The organism is Marmoricola sp. URHA0025 HA25 (genome assembly GCF_054059435.1).
Map to the genome: position 1 here is coordinate 4,005,006 of NZ_JBSSCD010000001.1, position 19,197 is coordinate 4,024,202.

Genomic DNA, 19,197 nt, shown 5'->3' on the forward strand with positions numbered 1-19,197 from the left:
CTACTGGCATAGTGAATTTCGGGCTGCCCGAATCGGATTGCGGTCGGGAAGCACCAGTTCTGGTCGGGAAGCCTGCCGCGTCAACCCGAGACGCGGGTCGCCGGGGAGGTGGTCTTGGCCGGGTCGCGCTCGATGAAGCCGTCGAGCACCTTGTCGATCGCGGCCAGCAGGTCGTCCTCGAGCACGATGCCGGCAGCGGCAGCGTTCTCGGTCACCTGCTCGGGGCGGGAGGCGCCGATGATCGCCGCGGACACGTTCGGGTTCTGCAGGGTCCACGCCACCGCCAGCTGCGCCAGCGACAGGCCCGCATCCGCGGCCAGCGGCTTGAGGTCCTGCACGGCGCTCAGGTGGTCGTCGTCGAGCCACCGGGCGACGAAGTCGGCGCCCCCGGCCTGGTCGGTCGCGCGGGAACCCGCCGGCGGCGGCTGGCCCGGCAGGTACTTCCCGGTCAGCACACCCTGGGCGATCGGCGACCAGACGATCTGGCCGAGCCCGAGCTCCTCGCAGGCCGGGACGACCTCGGCCTCGATCACCCGCCAGAACATGTTGTACTGCGGCTGGTTCGAGATCAGCGGCACGTGCAGCTCCCGGGCCAGCGACGCGGCCGCCCGGATCTCCTCGGCCCGCCACTCCGAGACGCCGATGTAGAGCGCCTTGCCGGACCGGACCACGTCCGCGAACGCGAGCATGGTCTCCTCCAGCGGCGTCCCGTGGTCGTAGCGGTGCGCCTGGTAGAGGTCGACGTAGTCCGTGCCGAGCCGGCGCAGAGACCCGTCGATCGACTCCAGGATGTGCTTGCGCGACAGGCCCTGGTCGTTGTGGCTCGGGCCGGTCGGCCAGTAGACCTTGGTGAAGATCTCCAGGCCCTCGCGCCGCTCCCCGGCGAGCGCCTTGCCGAGGACCGACTCGGCACGCGTGGCGGCGTACACGTCGGCGGTGTCGAACGTGGTGATGCCGACGTCCAGCGCCTGCCTGACGCACGCGAGCGCGGCGTCCTCCTCCACCTGGGAGCCGTGGGTGATCCAGTTGCCGTACGCGATCTCGGTGATCTTCAGGCCGCTGCGGCCGAGGTTGCGGGTCTCCATGCCCCGACCTTACGGAATCTCCACAAGCGCTGTCGACAATGCCCGACGCTCGACATGAGAACGTGTTTCAGTTTGAATCCTGCGGTGAGCACCTACGTCGTCTCCGGCGCCGCCTCGGGCATCGGCGCCGCCACCCTCGCCCACCTGACCGCCGAGGGCCACCGGGTGATCGGCGTCGACCTGCACGACGCCGACGTCGAGGCGGACCTGGCCACGCCCGAAGGCCGCGCGGAGGCGGTACGCCGGGTCGCCGAGCTCGCGCCCGGCGGGATCGCCGGCGTCGTGCCGTGCGCCGGCATCGCGGGCCTCACCGGCGTCGACCCGGCGCTCCTGGTATCGGTGAACTACTTCGGCGCGATCGGACTGGCCGAGGGCCTGCGTGACCGCATCACGGCGCCCGACGCGGCCGTGGTGCTGATCGCGTCCAACTCCATCACCTGCCAGCCCGGGTGGGACGCCGACGTCGCGAGTGCCTGCCTCGCCGGTGACGAGCCCGAGGCGCGCCGGCTCGCGGCCGCCACGGAGGCGGTGCAGGTCTACCCCGCGTCCAAGATGGCGCTCGCCTACTGGGCCCGCCGCGAAGGGGTGAAGCCCGAGTGGGCCGGGCGCGGCATCCGGGTCAACGCGATCGCACCGGGCATGGTCGCCACGCCGATGACCGACCGGCTGCACGCCGACCCCGTGTTCGGGCCGTTCGCGGAGACCTACCCGACGGCGATCGGCCGCCCGGGCGAGCCCGAGGAGGTCGCCGCCCTGATCGGCTTTCTGCTCTCCCCCGCTTCGAGCCTGCTGGTCGGTGCCGTGGTATTCGCCGACGGCGGCACGGACGCGATCCTGCACCCGGCGAGCCCTGCAGGCTGGGAGGTCGGTGCCATCACGGTCGAGCCCGGTCCCGTGTCCTCGGCGCCGCCTTCTCGTTGAGGTCTTTATGACTCGTGTGCGACTGGTCGGCGCCACCCTGCTCATCGCGCTGCTGTCGCTGGTGCCGGTCGCGGCGGCGTCGAGCCCGCTGCCGATCCCCTCACTGCCCACGGACCTGCTGAGCGAGCCGTTCACGGGCACCCCTGCTGTCGCGCAGCCGCTGCCCCACCTGCCGATCGGGCAGAACCCGTACCTGGCGGCCAACGGCTCCAACTCCATGCACGACGACGCCTATGCGTCCGACGCCTACGAGACCGGCGGACCGCTCGGCCGGCGGCTCCAGGTCCGGTCGGCGACGTACGGGATCTCCGAGTGCGCGACGATCGCGTTCGACTCCCGCGGCCGGATCGTCGGCCTCTGTGGCGGGCTGGAGGGCTTCACGCTCCGGCTGATCGACCCCTCGACCCTGACGCAGATCGCGCAGCTGCAGACGTCGACCCGCGACCTGCTCAGCCTGTCCAACCCGTTCAGCGACATCTGCGGCGGCACCTACTTCTTCCTCGACTCCCACGACGTCGCCTACGTCCTCACCACGGACAAGCAGATCTGGCAGATCCAGGTCGGCCCGAGCGGGCTGACCCACACCGGCACGTTCGACGTGTCCGCGCAGGTGCCGGACGGCGACTGCGTCGTCGCGACCATGCCCGACTGGTCTGGCCGGATCTTCTTCGCCACCCAGCAGGGCCGGGTCGGGGTGGTCGACCCCGGGACGGGTCAGGTGCACGCGATGCAGTTCGCCGGGGAGGGCATCTTCAACTCGCTGGCCGGGGACGAGACCGGCGCGATCTACCTGGTCACCACCCACCGGATCGCGGCCGTCGCGGCAGACGCCGGCGGAGCACCCGTGGTCCGCTGGTCCCAGGCCTACGATCGCGGGACCCAGCAGAAGCCCGGGCAGCTCTCCCAGGGGTCGGGCACCACTCCGACGCTGATCGGCAACGACCTGGTCGCGATCACCGACAACGCCGAGCCGCGGATGCACGTGATCTTCTACCGCCGCACCGGCAACGGGCCGGACCACGAGATCTGCCGCGTGCCGGTCTTCGGCGCCGGCGCCTCCGCCACCGAGAACAGCCTCGCCTACGCGGGCGGCCGGTCGGTGATCGTCGAGAACAACTACGGGTACGCCGGGGTGCAGAGCACCCTGCTCGGCAAGACCACGTCGCCCGGCGTCGCCCGGGTCGACCTCGAGGGCGACGGCAGCTGCCGGGTCGCCTGGACCAATCCGGTCTCGGCGCCGACGTCGGTGCCGAAGGTCTCGCTCGGCAACGGGCTGCTCTACGTCTACACGAAGCCGGCGGCGTTCCTGCTCGACGACAGCTGGTACCTCACGGCGATCGACGTCCGCACCGGAACGACCCGCTGGTCCCAGCGCACCGGCAACGGCATCCAGTGGAACAACCACTACGCGTCGATCTACCTCGGGCCCGACGGTGCCGCCTACATGCCGACCCTTGCCGGTCTCATCCGGTTCGAGGACCACGGCTGAGCAGTAACCAGCGCGCCAGGTGGGTCGTTGAACCGGCATGGCGCACCTGCACCCGCTCCGCCGCGGAGACGCCGGCGCGCCCCGTTGATCTGGGGGCCGCGGCAGTCCCTCACCAGCCGCACCCGTTCCGGGGGAGCGGGCGCCAACGGTGAGGGACTGTCCGCTCCTCAGAACAGGATGGCGGTCGCCGGGTCCTCCATGATCGCGGCCACGTCGGCGAGGAACCGCGAGCCGCTCTCGCCGTCGACGTGCCGGTGGTCGAAGGACAGCGCCAGCGTGCAGACGTCGCGGATCTCGAGCGACTCGTTGCCGGCGGCGTCCGAGACCACCCAGGGACGACGGGTGGTCGCCCCGAACGCCAGGATCGCCGACTCGCCGGGGTTGATGATCGGCGTACCGGCATCGACGCCGAACACCCCGACGTTGGTGATCGTGAACGTCCCGCCGCTCATGTCGGCCGGCTGGGTGCGGCCCTCGCGGGCCACCGCCGTCAGGTCGCCGAGCGCGCCGGCCAGCTCGAGCAGCGAGAGCGAGTCCGCGTGCTTGACGTTGGGCACCACCAGACCCCGGGGCGTGGCCGCGGCGATGCCGAGGTTGACGCTCCGCTTGAACACGATCTCCTGAGCCTGCTCGTCCCACCAGGAGTTGATCACCGGCGTACGCCGGATCGCGCGGATGCACGCCCACGCCAGCACCAGCAGCGGTGACACCTTGACGTCGGCGAACTCGCGCCGCGAGCGGAGCCGCGTGACGAACTGCATCGTCCGGGTGACGTCGACGGTGATCCACTCGGTCACGTGCGGTGCCGTGAACGCCGACTGGACCATCGCCTGGCCCATCATCTTGCGGACACCCTTGATCGGCTCGCGCCACTCCTCGAGCCGGCCGGGCTCGGCCGCGGCCGCCACGTCGCGCGGGTTGCCGGCGTACTGGGCGGGCATGCGACCGGCGCCCTCGACGTCGGCACGGGTGACCGAGCCGTTGGGGCCGCTCGGGGTGACCGTGGCGAGATCGACGCCGAGGTCCCTGGCCAGCTTGCGCACCGGCGGCTTGGCCAGCGCACGGACCGCGCCGGACGACTCCTCGACCGGCGCCCCGCTGGCGGGCACCGGCGGCACGCCCTGGTCGGCGTCCTGCTCGATCTCCGAGGTGACCGCATCGACGAGATGCATCACCTGGTCGTGCTGGTGCGGTGCGCCCGCGTTGAACACGTCGTGGACGTCGGCCTTCGCGGCATGCACACCGGCCGCCTCGGGGATCGTCCGACGCCGGGCGCGGCGTACCGGTGCGCGCTCGGCCTTGTTGCGGCCGACCAGGCTCTCGCCCTCGCCGCCGCCGGTGGCAGCCGGGTTGGAGAGGTCCATCTCCGCGGGCGCGGACGGCTCCGCCGGGGCCGGTGCGGCCACGCCGTCCTCGATCCGGATGATCGGGGTGCCGACCGGGACCGTCTCGCCCTCGGGCACCAGCAGCGCGGAGACGACCCCCGCATACGGCGACGGCAGCTCCACGAGCGACTTGGCGGTCTCGATCTCGACGACGACGTCGTTGATCTTGATCTCGTCGCCGACCTTGACCTTCCAGGTGACGATCTCGGCCTCGGTCAGGCCCTCGCCCACGTCGGGCAGCTTGTACTCAGACATATGGGTCCTCAGAAGTCGAAGGTGCGGTCGACGGCGTCGAGCACCCGGTCGAGGTCGGGAAGGTACTCCTCCTCGATCCGCGACGGTGGGTACGGCGTGTCGAACCCGCCGACCCGCAGCACCGGCGCCTCGAGGGAGTAGAAGCAGTGCTCGGTGATCCGGGCCGCGATCTCCGACCCCATGCCGAGGTTGGCGTGCGCCTCGTGGGTGACCACGGCTCGACCGGTGCGGCGTACGGACTCGTAGACCGGGCGCATGTCCAGCGGCGAGAGCGTGCGGAGGTCGATCACCTCGATGGACCTCCCGTCACCCGCGGCGGCCTCGGCCGCCTTCATCGCGGTCTTCACCATCGGCCCGTAGGCGAGCAGGGTGATGTCGCTTCCGGCGCGCACGACCCGCGAGGTGAACAGCGGCTGCGCCTCGGACAGCGGCGCCGACTCGTCGACCTCCGCCTTGTCCGCGTGGTACTGGCGCTTGGGCTCCAGGAAGACCACCGGGTCGTCGCTCGCGATCGCCTGCTGGATCATCACGTAGCCGTCGACCGGGTTGGAGCAGGTGACCACCTTGAGCCCCGGAGTGTGCGCGAACTGCGCCTCCGGGGACTCCGAGTGGTGCTCGACCGCACCGATGCCCCCGCCGTAGGGGATCCGGATCACCACGGGCATCCGGACGTGTCCCTGCGAGCGGAAGTGCAGCTTCGCCACCTGGCTGACGATCTGGTCGTACGCCGGGTAGACGAACCCGTCGAACTGGATCTCGCACACCGGCCGGTAGCCACGCATCGCGAGGCCCACCGCGGTGCCGAGGATGCCGGACTCTGCCAGCGGGCTGTCGATCACCCGGTCCTCGCCGAAGTCCTTCTGGAGCCCGTCGGTGATCCGGAAGACTCCGCCGAGCTTGCCGACGTCCTCGCCCATCAGCAACACCCTCGGGTCGGCCTCCATCGCCTTGCGGAGGCCCGCGTTGAGCGCCTTGGCCAGGGTCATCTTGGTCATGCGTGCGCTCCTTCGCCCTCGAACGACGCGAGATAGGCGGCATAGCCGTCCCGTTGCTCCGCGAGCTCGTCGGTCTGCTCGACGTACACCTGGTCGAAGATGCTCAGGGGGCTCGGGTCCGGAAGCGCCCTGCAGCCGTCGCGAAGGTGCGCGCCGAGCTGCTCGGCCTCGGCCTCGACCCCGTCGAAGAAGTGCTGGTCGGCGAGGCTGTTGCGCGCGAGGTAGACCTTCACGCGGGCGATCGGGTCCTTGAGCTTCCAGTGCTCGAGCTCGTCGCTCATCCGGTAGCGGGTGGGGTCGTCGGTCGTGGTGTGCGCACCCATGCGGTACGTGTAGGCCTCCACCATCGTCGGCCCACTCCCCTCGCGGGCACGCTGCAACGCCGCCTGGGTGACCGCGTAGCACGCCAGCACGTCGTTGCCGTCGACGCGTACGCCGGGGAAGCCGAAGCCCTGGGCGCGCTGGTAGAGCGGGATCCGGGACTGTCGCTCGATCGGCTCGGAGATCGCCCACTGGTTGTTCTGGCAGAAGAACACCACCGGGGCGTTGTAGGAGGCGGCGAACACGAATGCCTCGTTGACGTCACCCTGCGAGGAAGCGCCGTCGCCGAAGTAGCCGATCACGGCGGTGTCGCGGTCGGGGTCACCGGTGCCGACCAGGCCGTCGCGCTGGACGCCCATCCCGTAGCCGACCGCGTGCAGGGTCTGGGCGCCGATCACGATCGTGTAGTTGGCGAAGTTGGCCTCGTGCGGGTCCCACGAGCCCTGGTCGACGCCGCGGAACAGCCCGAGCAGCCGCAGCGGGTCGAGGCCGCGGCAGTAGGCGACGCCGTGCTCGCGGTACGTCGGGAAGACGTAGTCCTGGGGGCGGAGGGCTCGTCCGGAGCCGATCTGTGCCGCCTCCTGGCCCAGGAGCTGGGCCCAGATGCCGAGCTCGCCGTGCCGCTGGAGCGCGGTGGACTCGGTGTCGATCCGGCGGGTCAGGACCATGTCGCGGTAGAACCCGCGGATGAGCTCGGACTCGTCGGCACCACCAGCGCTGAACGCGTAGTCGGGGTGCTGGACGCGCTCTCCCTCGGGAGTGAGCAGCTGGACGAAGTCCGGGCCGCCGGTCGGCGTCGGCGCGAGGAGCTCACTCATCCGACGTCCCGGCGGGGCAGGTGCTCATCATGTCTCTCTCCAGATCCAACAGGTGCGGGCCGGGGTCGCCGTCCACACGTGGGCAGATCGTGACCGCGCATCCCTGGCACAGGGTGTTGGCCGCTGTGACGCGGGCCACATGACCCCTCCACGGTACCGACTCGTGGTCCGCGACCACCAATCCGCGTGGATGTCCGAGGATTCGGGCCGACCACCCGTGCGGTGGTACGGCGACGGTGCAAGACTCGCGCCATGACCGTCGCCACCCAGACGCGGGTGACTCTCGTGGTGCCCGCGAAGCCCGGCCGGATCTTCGACCTGCTGGCCACGCCCTACCGCCTGCCGGAGATCGACCCGACCGGCACGGTGATCTCCGACGACAACGCCTCACCGGTGACCGCAGAGGGCCAGGTGTTCCGGATGAACCGGGTGTCCCTGGGTGGTGCAGAGCCGATGAAGTACCTCACCGAGCACCAGGTCGACGCCTTCAAGCACAACCGGCTGATCGGCTGGCGGGTGGTGCCCGTCGACGGCGACCCGGGTGGCTGGTCATGGCGCTTCGAGCTCACCCCGATCGAGGACCGCAAGAAGCGCACCGAGGTCGCGCTCACCTACGACTGGTCTCAGACGTCCCCCGAGAACGTCGCCCGCTTCGGCATCCCCGACCACGACGCTGCCGATCTCGAGGCGTGCCTGACCAGGCTCGCCTCGGCGGTCAAGAAGTAGGTCTGCCGAAGCCGCTGCAGCGGCCTGAAAACAGGGTGCGCCGCGCGGACCGCCTGCCGGAGGATGGCGGGGTGACCACCGCCACTCCCGCCGCCCCCTCGAAGGCGCCGGCGGCCGTGGGGCTGGTGGTCGTCGCACTGCTGGTCGTCTACATCGTCTGGGGCTCGACGTACCTCGGCATCCGCGTCGTGGTGAAGCAGGCGCCGCCGTTCCTCGGGATGGGCTCCCGGTTCTTCGCCGCCGGGATCCTGCTGGCGGCGGTCCTCGCCCTCAGGAGCGGGATCGCGCGGCTTCGCGTGACGCGGCAGGAGCTCCTCGGGTGCGCGACGGTGGGCCTCCTGCTCCCTGTGCTCGGCAACGGGCTGGTCTCGGTCGGCGAGAACAAGGGCGCACCGTCAGGCGTCACCGCGCTGCTGATCGCCAGCGCGCCGCTGATGATCGCGATCTTCCGGTTCGCGTCCGGCGACCGCCCCAAGGCGATGAGCGTGGTCGGCCTGCTGCTCGGCTTCGTCGGCCTGGCCTACCTCGTGCTGGTCGGCCGGCACGCCGGCGGTGACGACCGGGTGCCCATCGGCGCCGCCCTGCTCGTGCTGTTCGCCAGCACCTGCTGGGCATTCGGGTCGTGGGTCCAGCCGCACCTCACCCTGCCCGACGACGCCTTCGTGATGACCGTCCACGAGATGTGGACCGGCGGGGCGATCATGCTCGTCGTCGGCGCCCTGAGCGGCGAGCGGCTCGACCTGTCGTCGTACTCCGCGAACACGTACCTCGCCTGGGGCTACCTGGTGGTGTTCGGCTCGATGGTCGCGTTCTCGGCGTACGTCTGGCTGCTCGCCAACGCGCCGATCTCCCTGGTCGCGACGTACGCATACGTGAACCCCGTGGTCGCGGTCGCGCTCGGGGCACTGATCCTCGACGAGCCGATCACCAGCGCGGTGCTCGTCGGCGGGGCAGTGATCGTGGCCGCGGTCGCGATCGTCATCTCCGCGGAGCGGGTGCGTCGACCCGCACCCGCGCCTGCCGCAGGCGCCGATGCCGTCCCAGGAGCCCCAGCCGCACCCTGAGTAGCGGCGCAGGAGCGGCGAGGGGGTCGGTTCTCACCTGCTGCTCGCGTCGGGTGTGCGGTGTTCGTTCCCGTCAGTTCATCGTCCGGAAACGGCGCGCGGACCTTCGTTGTCCAAGGTTCAACCAGTGGGATCTCCCCGGACGGCGTACGAGCGACGCCCGGGAACCGCCGACACCCTCCCCGGCGGGGATCCCCGACACGAGTGGGCCGCAGCACAGCGGCTCCCTCGGTCACCGGCCGCACCTCAACGAGGCGGTCCGTCCGGTGGCCGGCAACACAAAAGGGGTACGGCACATGGCGTCAGCAACTGCACGCACGATCGAACCACGCGACGCGGCGATCACTGCCGCCATCGCCGGAGCCGTCCTCGTCGTGCTCGGCTACGCCTCGGGCATCGGTGTGAAGCCGGCGAGCGAGGTCACCGCCTCGATGCCCGACCAGGCAGCACCGCCGGCCGCGGCAGCCCCGCTGACACCAGCGCCGGCCCCTGTGGTCGCGGCCGACCCGCCGGTCGCCGTGACCGCGCCGGCAGCGAGGCCCGCAGCGCCGTCGGCACCGACGGCGACCGTGCCGATGGTGATGCCCACACCCGCGCCGAGCGAGCCTCCCGCCCCTGAGCCCGCCGCCGAGACGCCCCCGGCTGATCCGACCTGCTCACCGGACCTGATCACGTCGCTGCTGGGCAGCATCCCGGTCGTCTCGGGCCTGACCTCCCAGGTCTCGACGCTGCTCTCCGGCCTGACCTCCGGACTCACGTCTGGGCTCACGTCCGGGCTCGCCTCTGGGCCGACCTCCGACCTGGCCGCGGGGGTCCTCGGTACGCCGTGCGAGGCGGCGGCCGCACGCACCACCACCACGGGCACGACGCCATGACCCGGCTCGCGCGGAGGGCGACACTCCTCGGGATCGCGGTCGTCGTCGTGCCACTGACCCTGCTCGCCGGGCCGGCCGCGGCCCACAACGAGCTGGTCAAGGCCACCCCGGCCGACGGCACCACGTTCGCCCACCTGCCCGACCAGGGCCGGATGCAGTTCGAGGAGACGCTGGTGCCCTCCGACCTGACCATCGAGGTCGGCGGCAGCAAGCTGCCGGTCTCCCCGGTCCCGGGCGACCCCAACGCGGTGACCTTCGACCTCGGGTCGCTCAAGCCCGCGAGGACGCTGCTGGTCACCTGGACGGTCGTGGACTCCCACGACGGCCACCGCAGCGGCGGATCGCTGCGCTGGCACGTCGAGGAGTCCGCCGCCTCCGCGAGCGAGTCCGCCGAGACGGTCGCGCCGGCCGATGCGCGGCCGCGCTTGCTCCGGCCACTCGAGCTGACCTCGAAGATCGCCGGCTACCTGGCCATGGCGCTCCTGGTCGGCGGACTGCTCTTCCTCGCGCTGCTCTGGCCCGAAGGTGCGGTCACGCGTCGCGTCCGGACCGTCCTCGGCGGCACCGTGGTCACCGGGCTGCTCGCCTCGGCCGGAGGGGTCGGCGTGGTCCTCTGGAGAGGCGCCGACCAAGCGGTCGCGGACACCCTGGCGACCGACTACGGGCGCGCCGCGACCTCGATGGTCCTGGTCTGGCTGTTCGCCGCCGTCGTCGTCGCTGCGGTGCTCCAGCTCGACCGGGCGGCTGTCCGGGGCATCGCCTGGCGGATCAGTGCGGTGCTGGTGTCCGCAGGGCTCGTCCGCATCGCGGGGATGAACGCCCACGCCACGCAGGGCAACGGCCGGGTGCTCGGCATCGCCGCCGACTTCCTGCACCTGACCGCTGTCAGCGCCTGGGTGGGCGGCCTGGTGATGCTGTCGGTCTGCCTGCTCCCGCGCGGCGAGCTCGACGAGATCGAGGCGGTCGTGCCGAAGTTCTCGCGGGTCGCCCAGATCTCGGTGCTGATGATCGTGTCCTCCGGGCTGCTGCTCCTGTGGGACATCAGCCGCGGCATCGACGGCTTCTGGGCGACGCACTACGCCCACGTCCTGGTGCTCAAGCTCTCGCTGTTCTCGCTGGTGATGCTCGCCGCGATGAAGAGCAAGCGCTGGGTGCAGACGTCGCTGGCCGAGGCGGTCGCGGCCCATCGGCGTACGGCGGTCCGCTCGTTCGCGGTGTCCGTGGCCGCCGAGACGGCCCTGGTCCTGGCGGTGCTCTCCGCCGCGAGCGTGCTCGTCACCTCGAGCCCGGGCGCATGACCGGCGCGCCCATGACCCGACAAGTTCCCACCAAGACGCCCGGGGAGACGGCCGATTCGCAGGCGGCCGAGCTCCGGGTGAACCCCACCAAGAGAAGGAGTGGCTCGATGAGCTCACTGTTGAGGAAACGCATCATCCCGGGCCGACCGGCACCGGGGAGGACCTGGCTGGGCGCCCTGGCGGTGGTCGCGCTGCTCTCGACCGTGCTGTCGCTGGTCGCGGCCGCCAAGACCGGGCCCGCGGACACCACGGCGCTCCGGGCCACGGCGGCGCACGCAGCCGCGGCGCAGAGGTCTGCAGCGACCACCGCAGCGCAGGCGCCGGCAAAGGCGCCGGCACGCAAGGTGTCGACCACGTCGACGAAGACGAGGTCGAGCAGCGCACTGGCCGGGGCGATGACGACCGGCACCACCAAGACGGTCGCGATCATGAACTACGCCTTCTCGCCGGCCGAGCTGAACGTCGAGGTCGGCGACACGGTGACGTGGACCAACATGGACACCGCGCCGCACACCGTGACGGTCACCAGCGGACCGGTGAAGTTCGCCTCGGCCAACCTGGCCAAGGGTCAGACCTTCAGCTACACCTTCACCACGGCCGGCACCTACAGCTACTACTGCGCGGTGCACCCGGACATGGTGGCGAAGGTCGTGGTCAGCGGGACGAGCACTACTCCGACCCCGACGCCGACGCCGACCCCGACCGACCCGCCGATGCCGATGCCGAGCGCCTGCGGTGGGCTCGAGTCGGCCGTGGACGTGTTCCTGCAGCACTTCTACGCCGCGCACCTGCAGCCGTCCCTGCTGCAGCAGGTCACCGACGCGCTCAGCATCGACCAGTACGCGAAGACCCACACCGTGCTGATCGAGAACATGCTGGCGCCACTGGTCGGCGGAGCGCAGAGCGCGGTCGACGTGTTCCTCCAGCACGTGTACGCCGCACACCTGGAGACCTCGCCGACCGAGCAGGTGTCGCAGGCACTTGCGCTCGACCAGTACGTCAAGACGCACACGGTGATGATCGAGAACATGGTCAAGCCGCTGGTGGGAGGCGGCGTCACCTCCTGCTGAACACAGAGGTGCGGCGGTCCGGCCGATTCGCAGTCGGCCGGACCACCGCACCGCTCACCAGTATCGCCCGAACCCTGCTCCCCGGAGGCCAACTCATGGCATCGATCTCACCCAAGCCGCCGTTTCCGGTCCGTCTCGCGCCCGGAGCCGCCACCGCGCTCGCGCTCCTCGTCGCGGCGTTCGCCGCCGTCGTCGCCCTCGGATCGCCGGCAGCCGCGAGCAACCATGCCGTGATGATCGCGCAGTACGCCTACTCACCCTCGGCGCTGACCCTCGACCAGGGCGACACCGTCACGTGGACCAACCACGACAGCGTGCAGCACGACGTCACGGTCACCTCGGGGCCGGCCACCTTCCACTCGCCGATGCTCGCCCAGGGGCAGAGCTGGAGCTTCACCTTCTCTGTCGCCGGGGCCTACAGCTACATCTGCAGCGTCCATCCCGACATGCGTGCCTCCGTCACGGTGAAGGCGAAGGCGGCTGCGACACCGAAGCCGACCGCGGTCACCAAGGCCGGGCCGGCAACGCCGAAGGCGACGACGACCGCAGCGGGCACCGCGGCGACGCACACCGCCACGCCCAAGGCGCCGAAGGCAGCCGCCGCGGCACCACCGGTCGCCGAGGTAGCGGCGCCCGCCGCGAGCGAGCAGCTGACCACGACGCCGGCGAGCACCGCGACGCTGAACCCACTCCTCCTGGTCGCCGGGGCCTCGACCGCGGTGATGGTCTTCTGCCTGCTGCTGATGACCTCGCGGCCGGTCGCACGGCCGGAGGCAGCGACAGGGCCGACCGAGGACTGAGCGAGCGACGACGCCGTCCGTGATCCCGAGGTCACGGACGGCGTCGCTGCGTGGCTCGAGCTACGCGGCGCGCCGCCTGAGGAGCAGACCTCCTGCCACGATGAGCAGCAGTCCGCCTCCGGCGACGAACGCAAGGCTCCCGGGAGCCCCCGTGTTCGGCAGGACGGAGGGATGCGGGGACGACGCCGGCTTGGTCGGCGGCAGGACCACGGTCACCGCGCAGGTTCCCGGATCCGTGAGGACGACCGCGTACGTCGCGGTGCCACCCTCGTGGAGCACCCAGCCTGCGGGCAGTCCGGACAGGGCGAACCCGGCGTCGGCTGTGGCGGTCACGAGGTGACCGGTCGCGTCGTACACGTACGACACGTGGTCGCCCTCGACGTCCCCGACCGTGACCACGGGCGCACTGTGCGTGCCCGGCCCGGTGCAGACCGACTGCGTGACCGTGGGGCTGACCACCCCGGCCGGGCAGTCGTCCGTCTTCGGCAGCACGGTCCGGCCGAAGGAGGTCTGGGGCTCACCGGCGAACGTGTAGCCCTCCGCCGGGGCGTAGCCGATCGTGTGCTCGCCCGGTCCGAAGCTGGTCTCCTCGGACACGACCTGGTCGTCGACCGTCGTGACCACGTGGTCGGTCGGGGCCACCGTGAGGGCGCCGTCGAGGTTGCAGGTCGGTGCGGAGGCGACCGGGGGTGTCGGGACCTCGACCGGCACCAGGCACGCACCGGGGTCCGAGAGCGTGACGACGTACGTCGCCGTACCGTCCTCGTGCTGCACCCAGCCCGTCGGAAGGTTCGCCAGCGCGAACCCGGGATCGGGCGTCGCCGTGACGACTTGGTTGACGCCGTCGTAGGCGTAGCCGATGTGGTCACCGGGCTCACCGGTCGTGACGACCGGCACCGTGTGCGTCCCGGGACCGTCGCACACCGACTGCGTGACCACGGGGGCCACCGGTGTCGTCGGGCAGTCGAGCGTCTTGGACGCGACCTTCACGCCGAAGGTCTTGAGCGTGCCACCAGCGAAGGTGTAGCCGGCGGCCGCGGTGTAGGTCAGCACGTGGCTGCCGGCACCGTAGTGGGTGTCCTCGGTGACGACGGTCCCGTCGACGGCCGTGACGACGTGCGCCGTCGTGCCGACGACGAGGTCGCCATCGGTGTCACAGGTCGGCGCGGCGGCCACGGGTGGCACCGGCGTCGGCAGCTCGGAGAGGCACTCGGGATACCCCGTCGGCGAGGAGTAGGTCACCGTGTACGTCGCGTGGTGGGCATCGACGAACGCCCAGCCCGAAGGCAACGAGACGAACTTGTGCGTCCCGTCGGCCGTCGCGGTGACGACGTTGCCGACCCCCGAGTAGCTGATGCCGTTGCCGTTGGCCGGCAGGGTGAACGAGCCCGCGTTGCCGGTCCCCGGGCCCGTGCAGGCCGGGTTCGTGATCGCCGGAGCGACCGGCTGAACGACGGTCGCGCACTGGTCACCGGTCAGCTTGGGTAGCACCGTGATCGTCTGGTTCGCCGGCCCGTCGTTGGCGAAGCCTGTCTTGGCCGTGAACGTGATCGTGTAGGTGGCCGGACCGGTTCCCGACGAAGGGCTCCTGGTCACGGCGATCCCCTCGGGCTCGGTGACCGGGACCAGCGCACCGTCGGCGGCGCACGTCGGCGGGGTCTTGTCCCACGCGAGCGCGGTCACGTGCTTCGTGCCGCACGGGCCGATCGTGGTCGGCTGGCCGGGCTCGGGGTAGTCGTGCGAGTACGCCTGGTTCGGGTTGTTCGTGTGCACGTAGGCCTTCCAGGTGTGCACGAGCCCGTCGTTCTGGGGCACCTGCACCGTCAGCGTGCCGCTGGTTCCGAACGTCTTGGTCGTCCAGACGCCCCCGTCCAGCTGGATGCCGAGGGTGTTCACGTTCTGCGCCTCGTAGGCCGAGCCGGAGACGGTGATGCCCCCGCAGCCAGCGCTGACCGACGGCGTGTGGGCCGACGCAGGGCTGATCGCCAGCAGCGGCAGCCCGAGGGCCACCAGACCCACGGCGAGCACCGACATCAGCAGCCTCTTGACGGCCAGACGCTCACGTCGGCGCCGGAGTGCGGCACGCAGGGTGCCGAGATGGTCGTTCATGTTGTCGCTCCCAATCACGGCACGGCGCAGCACCCGGGCGCGCCGATGCGCGCCCGGGTGAACCGTGTGCCAGTCCCTCCCGACCATCGACCGATGGTCGAGTTCCCCGCGAATTCCCCCTCCCACAAGGGAATTCGCCTCGTCAGCCAGTAGACGCAGACGACGTCGGAGGACGCAAAGGTCGAGTCGACATGGACGCGATCGGCCTAGACATACGACCTGGTGCGGTCAGGCTTTCATACGTTCAGCGACGAGGTTCGCCCGATCGTCGGGCGGTCGGGACCGTTGGTCCCGGGTCTGGCAACGGCCGGCGCGGCGTCACTCCATGCCGTGACGGCCGCTCTCGACGAGCTCCTTGAGGTTGTTCAGCATCGTCTGCCAGTTGGCCGTGAACTCCTCGACGGACTCGGGCGGCGTGTTGTCCTGCGCGAGGGTCACGGTCGTCGAGTCGCCGGTGTTCGCCACGTCGTACGTGAGCCGGTGGTAGTTCTCCGGTACGTCGTCCTGGCCCGACATGGGGCTGAAGTGGGTCACGACGAGGCGCTCCTCGGGCTCGACCTCGAGGACCTCACCCTTGTCCTGGTAGCTGCGGCCGTCGTACTCGCCGGTCCAGGTGATCGGGCTGCCGGGCTCCCAGGTCGTCTCCACCCTGGTGCCGAAGAAGTACTCGCTGATGAGGTCGGGGTCGGTCATCGCGTGCCACACCTGGCCCGGTGATGCGCTGATCTCGACGGTGGCGGTGACGGTCTGTCCACTCATGGGCCGCCCGTACCCGCGTCACTGGCTGCGAAACCGGCTCCCGGTGACCCGGGCCCGGGTGGACCGCTGAGCGGTCACCCGGGCCCGAGCCGTTCCGGAGCCGTGCACTGGACCTGCCGCCGCCGTGCACGAGGGGGTTTGTGCACGACGGCAGTCCAGCGTCTGGGGGCTCAGCTCCGGCGCCTGCGGCGCTGGTCGCTCAGGACCAGCGTTCCACCACTGAGGAGAAGAGCCAGACCGCCTGCGAACAGCCATCCGTTCGGACCACCGGTGTTCGGCAGCACGTGCGGGTGGGGCTGCTGGACCGGCGGGGAGACGATGATGCAGTTCGTCACCGTCGCAGTGGCGTTCGCCGTGAGTGTCGGCGCGTTGCCCGACGTCAGGGTCGCGACGTTGGGGTAGGCCTGGCAGCTCGCCGAGGTCGTCCCGCTGATCACGTGCACGGCCTCGCTCGCGCCCGGCGCCAGGTCGACCCCGGTGCAGTGCAGCGTCTCGCTCGACGGCGAACCCTGGATCGCACAGTTCGACGGCCCGCCAGGGGCGATCGACCAGTCGACACCGGCGCCACCGGGCAGCGGGTCGTTGATCACGACGCCGTGTGCCGTGCCGACACCTTCACCGGCAAGGTTGGACGCGGTGACCGTGAACCCGATCTGCCCACCTGCGAACACCGTGGCCGCGTCCGCGGTCTTGGTGAGCGTCAGGTGTGAGCACAGCACGGTCGTGCTCGCGTCGGCGAACGGCGTCTGGGACGAGTTCGTCGCTGTGAGCGTCACGTGGTTGTTGTAGATGCCGCAGTCGGCGAACGTGGTCGGAGCCGTGATGTGCACGATCTCCGGCGTTCCGCCGGCAGGCAGCTCGCCCGTGCAGTCCAGGACCCCGGCCGTGATCAGGCACGAGAGCTCGTCGTTGTCCGAGTCGATGCTCCAGCTGACTCCTGTCGGCAGGACGTCGTGGACCAGGGCTCCGGTCGCCGTACCTGCTCCGGTGTTCGAGGCCGTGATCGTGAACCCGATCGGCGACCCGGCATCGACTGTCTCGTGGTCCGCAGTCTTCGTCAGGTTGAGGCCCGGGCACTGGACGTTGATCGGGATCAGGGCCGTGGAGTCGGTGAACTCCGGGTCGGCCGCGATCGACGCCTGGTTGTTGATCACCCCGCAGTCGTCCGCCGTGGTCGTGGCGGTGACCTCCGCGATCTGGACCGACGCCGCCGGGTCCAGGTCACCGACATCGCAGGTGACGACCTGGTGGCCGGCGTTGCCACCGGTGCCGGCAGCGATCGAGCAGTCGTAGCCGCTCGTGCCGTCCAGCGACCACGTGCCGCCACCTGCCAGGATCGGCAGGACGTCGGTGACGACCACGCCCGAGGCGGTGCCCGCGCCGATGTTCGCGAGGTTGATGTCGTACACGGCGTTCTCGCCCGCGTTGATCGTCGAGTGCGGGGTGCCCTTGTCCAGGGTCAGCTCCGGCCCGACGAGCTCCTGGGTCTCGTTGGCGTCGTTGCAGGCACCGGCGACCGAGTGGTTGATCGTGTCGCCGCCGTAGCTGGCGACCCACGTGTAGAAGCCGGGTCCGTCGGCCGCGGTCGGCTCGTAGGACGGTGCCGATGCATGCCAGGTCGTTGCGTTGACCTGGGTCAGTGCCACGTCGTCGGGTCCGGAGACCGCCGTCAGGGCGAGGCAGCCGCTGGCATCAGCCGGCGCACTGCCGCCCGGGCCGTACAGCGTGAACGTGACGTGCTCGCTGCTGAGGTCTGCTCCGGGCACCACGCCCGACAGGGTCGCGGTGTCGCCGAGCGTCGTGAACCCGACGCTGCCCGTTGCAGCACCAGATGCGGTGTTCGCCGAGCTGATCGTGGAGATGCTCGGGTGGGCGTACGCCACCTCGAAGCACTCGTTCGCGTGGGTTGTCGCCGTCGCCGCCAGGAACGGGTTGTCGCTGTTCACCGGGGACGGAGTGAAAGCCGCCCGCCAGCAGTACACGCCTGGAACCGTCGGGGAGAGGTCGTCGGACTGGGCGGTGCTGTTGCTCGCGTGCTGAGTAAGCGGGTTGCTGCCGCCCGAGACTCCGCCGGTGGTGCAGTCGGCCGGGCTGCCGGTCGGGCCGCACAACCAGAACGCCACCGAGCCGGTCGGCGCCGGGTGTGCCTGGGTCCCGGTGACGGTCGCGACGTCGTGCTGTGCCGTTCCCGGCGCGACCACGTCCAGGCCGTCGATCTGGGGGTTGGTCTGGGTCTGGGTGGTGATCGTCGGGGTCGCACAGGTCGAGTCAGGGGCGACGGTCAGCGGTGCCATGTAGCCCTTGAGGTTGCCGTTGTGGGTCTGGCCGGTGATCGAGCGCAGGTAGACGCTGTTGGCCGCCGCACCCGGGCAGCTCGGCGTGATGCCGGTCAGCCCGGTCACGTCCAGGGCGACCTCGAAGAAGCTGCCCGCCGGCTGGTTGGTGCCGGCCAGCGGGTCGGCGATGGTCGCGGTGTTGATCGCGAACGTCACGTTGGCGTTGGAGTTGGTGCAGGTCTGCCCGTAGTCGGACTGCGAGGTGAACGTGCAGGCCCCGTCGAAGGCAGGAGCGGCCGAGCCTTGGGAGGAGATGTAGACCACCGCGGTGCCGTGGGAACGGTTCGGCTGGGGGGTGCCGTCGGCGCCGGTGTTGGCGGCCGAGTTGTCGATCTCGATCGCGTAGCCCTGGGTGCCGGTGGTGTTGGTCCGCTCCCAGGCCACGTAGACGAAGTAGTGCCCGTTCACGACCCGGCTGGTCGCGTAGGCCCGCTCGAAGTCGGTCTTGTCCGGGGTGCTGCCCGAGGACTCCCAGGCAGAGGGGTCGCTGTCGTCCTTGCCGGCCGTCTTGTACGTGCCGCCCTGGGTCGTCTGGGCCACCGTGAGACTCGGCGTGTTCCAGTCGTCCGCGCCCGGGTTGCACGTCTGCTCGGTCATGTCGCCGTCGATCTCGAAGCTGCCCGGGACCGGACAGGGCACCGGGGCCGCCTGCGCCGGCACCACGTTCGCGCCCACGAGCAGCAAAGCCGCCGCGAACGCGGCGATGATCGAGACCAGGCGACCCAGCGGGCTCTGGTGCCGGAACGCGAGAAGGGACCGTACCCAGCCGAAGCCGGTCGGTCCCGCGGACGAGGAGTGCTTGTTCATCTGTGTTGCCCCCATTTGGCGACGGTCGTCGGGCGCGGCACAGGCGACTTGGCGTCACCTGGAACCAGGCCCGAGTCGGATTCC

General features: G+C 70.7%; 15 protein-coding genes. 8 read left to right on the forward strand and 7 right to left on the reverse strand.

Annotated features, from left to right (window positions below; genetic code table 11):
- Window positions 1–80: 80 nt before the first annotated feature.
- Entirely contained in the window at window positions 81–1,085 is a 1,005-nt protein-coding gene (locus ACVW00_RS19715; protein ID WP_457112593.1) for an aldo/keto reductase family protein, read from the reverse strand.
- 84 nt (window positions 1,086–1,169) lie between these two features.
- Here ACVW00_RS19715 and ACVW00_RS19720 point away from each other — a divergent pair, with 84 nt between their 5' ends.
- Both ACVW00_RS19720 and ACVW00_RS19725 read left to right on the forward strand, forming a co-directional pair.
- The gene (locus tag ACVW00_RS19720; RefSeq protein WP_457112594.1) at window positions 1,170–2,006 is read left to right on the forward strand and encodes an SDR family oxidoreductase; all 837 of its coding nucleotides are present in this window, start codon (window positions 1,170–1,172) and stop codon (window positions 2,004–2,006) included.
- Window positions 2,007–2,013: 7 nt separating this feature from the next.
- Entirely contained in the window at window positions 2,014–3,495 is a 1,482-nt protein-coding gene (locus ACVW00_RS19725; protein WP_457112595.1) for a PQQ-binding-like beta-propeller repeat protein, read from the forward strand.
- A gap of 167 nt (window positions 3,496–3,662) precedes the next feature.
- On the opposite strand, the gene ACVW00_RS19730 is transcribed toward ACVW00_RS19725, so the two are convergent.
- Genes ACVW00_RS19730 through pdhA form a run of 3 tightly spaced genes read right to left on the reverse strand, consistent with a single transcriptional unit; the run spans window position 3,663 to window position 7,269 of the window.
- Complete coding sequence (locus tag ACVW00_RS19730) at window positions 3,663–5,135, reverse strand: dihydrolipoamide acetyltransferase family protein (protein WP_457112596.1); 1,473 nt, start codon at window positions 5,133–5,135, stop codon at window positions 3,663–3,665.
- Window positions 5,136–5,143: 8 nt separating this feature from the next.
- A complete protein-coding gene (locus tag ACVW00_RS19735; RefSeq protein WP_457112597.1) occupies window positions 5,144–6,130 on the reverse strand; it encodes an alpha-ketoacid dehydrogenase subunit beta in 987 nt (328 codons plus the stop codon).
- Window positions 6,127–7,269, reverse strand: a complete 1,143-nt coding sequence (gene pdhA, locus ACVW00_RS19740; RefSeq protein ID WP_457112598.1) for a pyruvate dehydrogenase (acetyl-transferring) E1 component subunit alpha — start codon at window positions 7,267–7,269, stop codon at window positions 6,127–6,129. Before pdhA ends, ACVW00_RS19735 begins: the two co-directional genes overlap by 4 nt.
- A gap of 252 nt (window positions 7,270–7,521) precedes the next feature.
- Between pdhA and ACVW00_RS19745 the strand changes: the two genes are divergently transcribed.
- From ACVW00_RS19745 to ACVW00_RS19770, 6 genes are all read left to right on the forward strand, one after another.
- Entirely contained in the window at window positions 7,522–7,995 is a 474-nt protein-coding gene (locus tag ACVW00_RS19745) for a hypothetical protein (RefSeq protein ID WP_457112599.1), read from the forward strand.
- Window positions 7,996–8,066: 71 nt separating this feature from the next.
- Window positions 8,067–9,059: an EamA family transporter gene (locus ACVW00_RS19750; RefSeq protein ID WP_457112600.1), complete on the forward strand. Its 993-nt coding sequence runs from the start codon at window positions 8,067–8,069 to the stop codon at window positions 9,057–9,059.
- A 296-nt stretch (window positions 9,060–9,355) separates the two neighbouring features.
- Window positions 9,356–9,934, forward strand: a complete 579-nt coding sequence (locus ACVW00_RS19755; protein ID WP_457112601.1) for a hypothetical protein — start codon at window positions 9,356–9,358, stop codon at window positions 9,932–9,934.
- The gene (locus ACVW00_RS19760; protein WP_457112602.1) at window positions 9,931–11,232 is read left to right on the forward strand and encodes a copper resistance CopC/CopD family protein; all 1,302 of its coding nucleotides are present in this window, start codon (window positions 9,931–9,933) and stop codon (window positions 11,230–11,232) included. The genes ACVW00_RS19755 and ACVW00_RS19760 overlap by 4 nt, the downstream gene beginning before the upstream one ends.
- Window positions 11,233–11,339: 107 nt before the next feature.
- Window positions 11,340–12,302 (forward strand): cupredoxin domain-containing protein, encoded by a 963-nt coding sequence (locus ACVW00_RS19765; protein ID WP_457112603.1) that lies wholly within the window; start codon window positions 11,340–11,342, stop codon window positions 12,300–12,302.
- 95 nt (window positions 12,303–12,397) lie between these two features.
- Entirely contained in the window at window positions 12,398–13,102 is a 705-nt protein-coding gene (locus ACVW00_RS19770; RefSeq protein WP_457112604.1) for a cupredoxin domain-containing protein, read from the forward strand.
- Between the two features lie 60 nt (window positions 13,103–13,162).
- Here ACVW00_RS19770 and ACVW00_RS19775 read toward each other — a convergent pair whose 3' ends face one another.
- The 3 genes from ACVW00_RS19775 to ACVW00_RS19785 all read right to left on the reverse strand — a co-directional run bounded on the left by ACVW00_RS19775 (window position 13,163) and on the right by ACVW00_RS19785 (window position 19,128).
- On the reverse strand, window positions 13,163–15,211 hold the full coding sequence (locus ACVW00_RS19775) for an LPXTG cell wall anchor domain-containing protein (RefSeq protein ID WP_457112605.1): 2,049 nt from the start codon (window positions 15,209–15,211) through the stop codon (window positions 13,163–13,165).
- A 318-nt stretch (window positions 15,212–15,529) separates the two neighbouring features.
- On the reverse strand, window positions 15,530–15,970 hold the full coding sequence (locus ACVW00_RS19780; protein ID WP_457112606.1) for an SRPBCC domain-containing protein: 441 nt from the start codon (window positions 15,968–15,970) through the stop codon (window positions 15,530–15,532).
- A 170-nt stretch (window positions 15,971–16,140) separates the two neighbouring features.
- Window positions 16,141–19,128 carry an LPXTG cell wall anchor domain-containing protein gene (locus ACVW00_RS19785; protein ID WP_457112607.1) on the reverse strand — a complete coding sequence of 996 codons (2,988 nt, stop codon included), beginning with the start codon at window positions 19,126–19,128 and terminating at the stop codon, window positions 16,141–16,143.
- Between the last annotated feature and the right edge of the window lie 69 nt (window positions 19,129–19,197).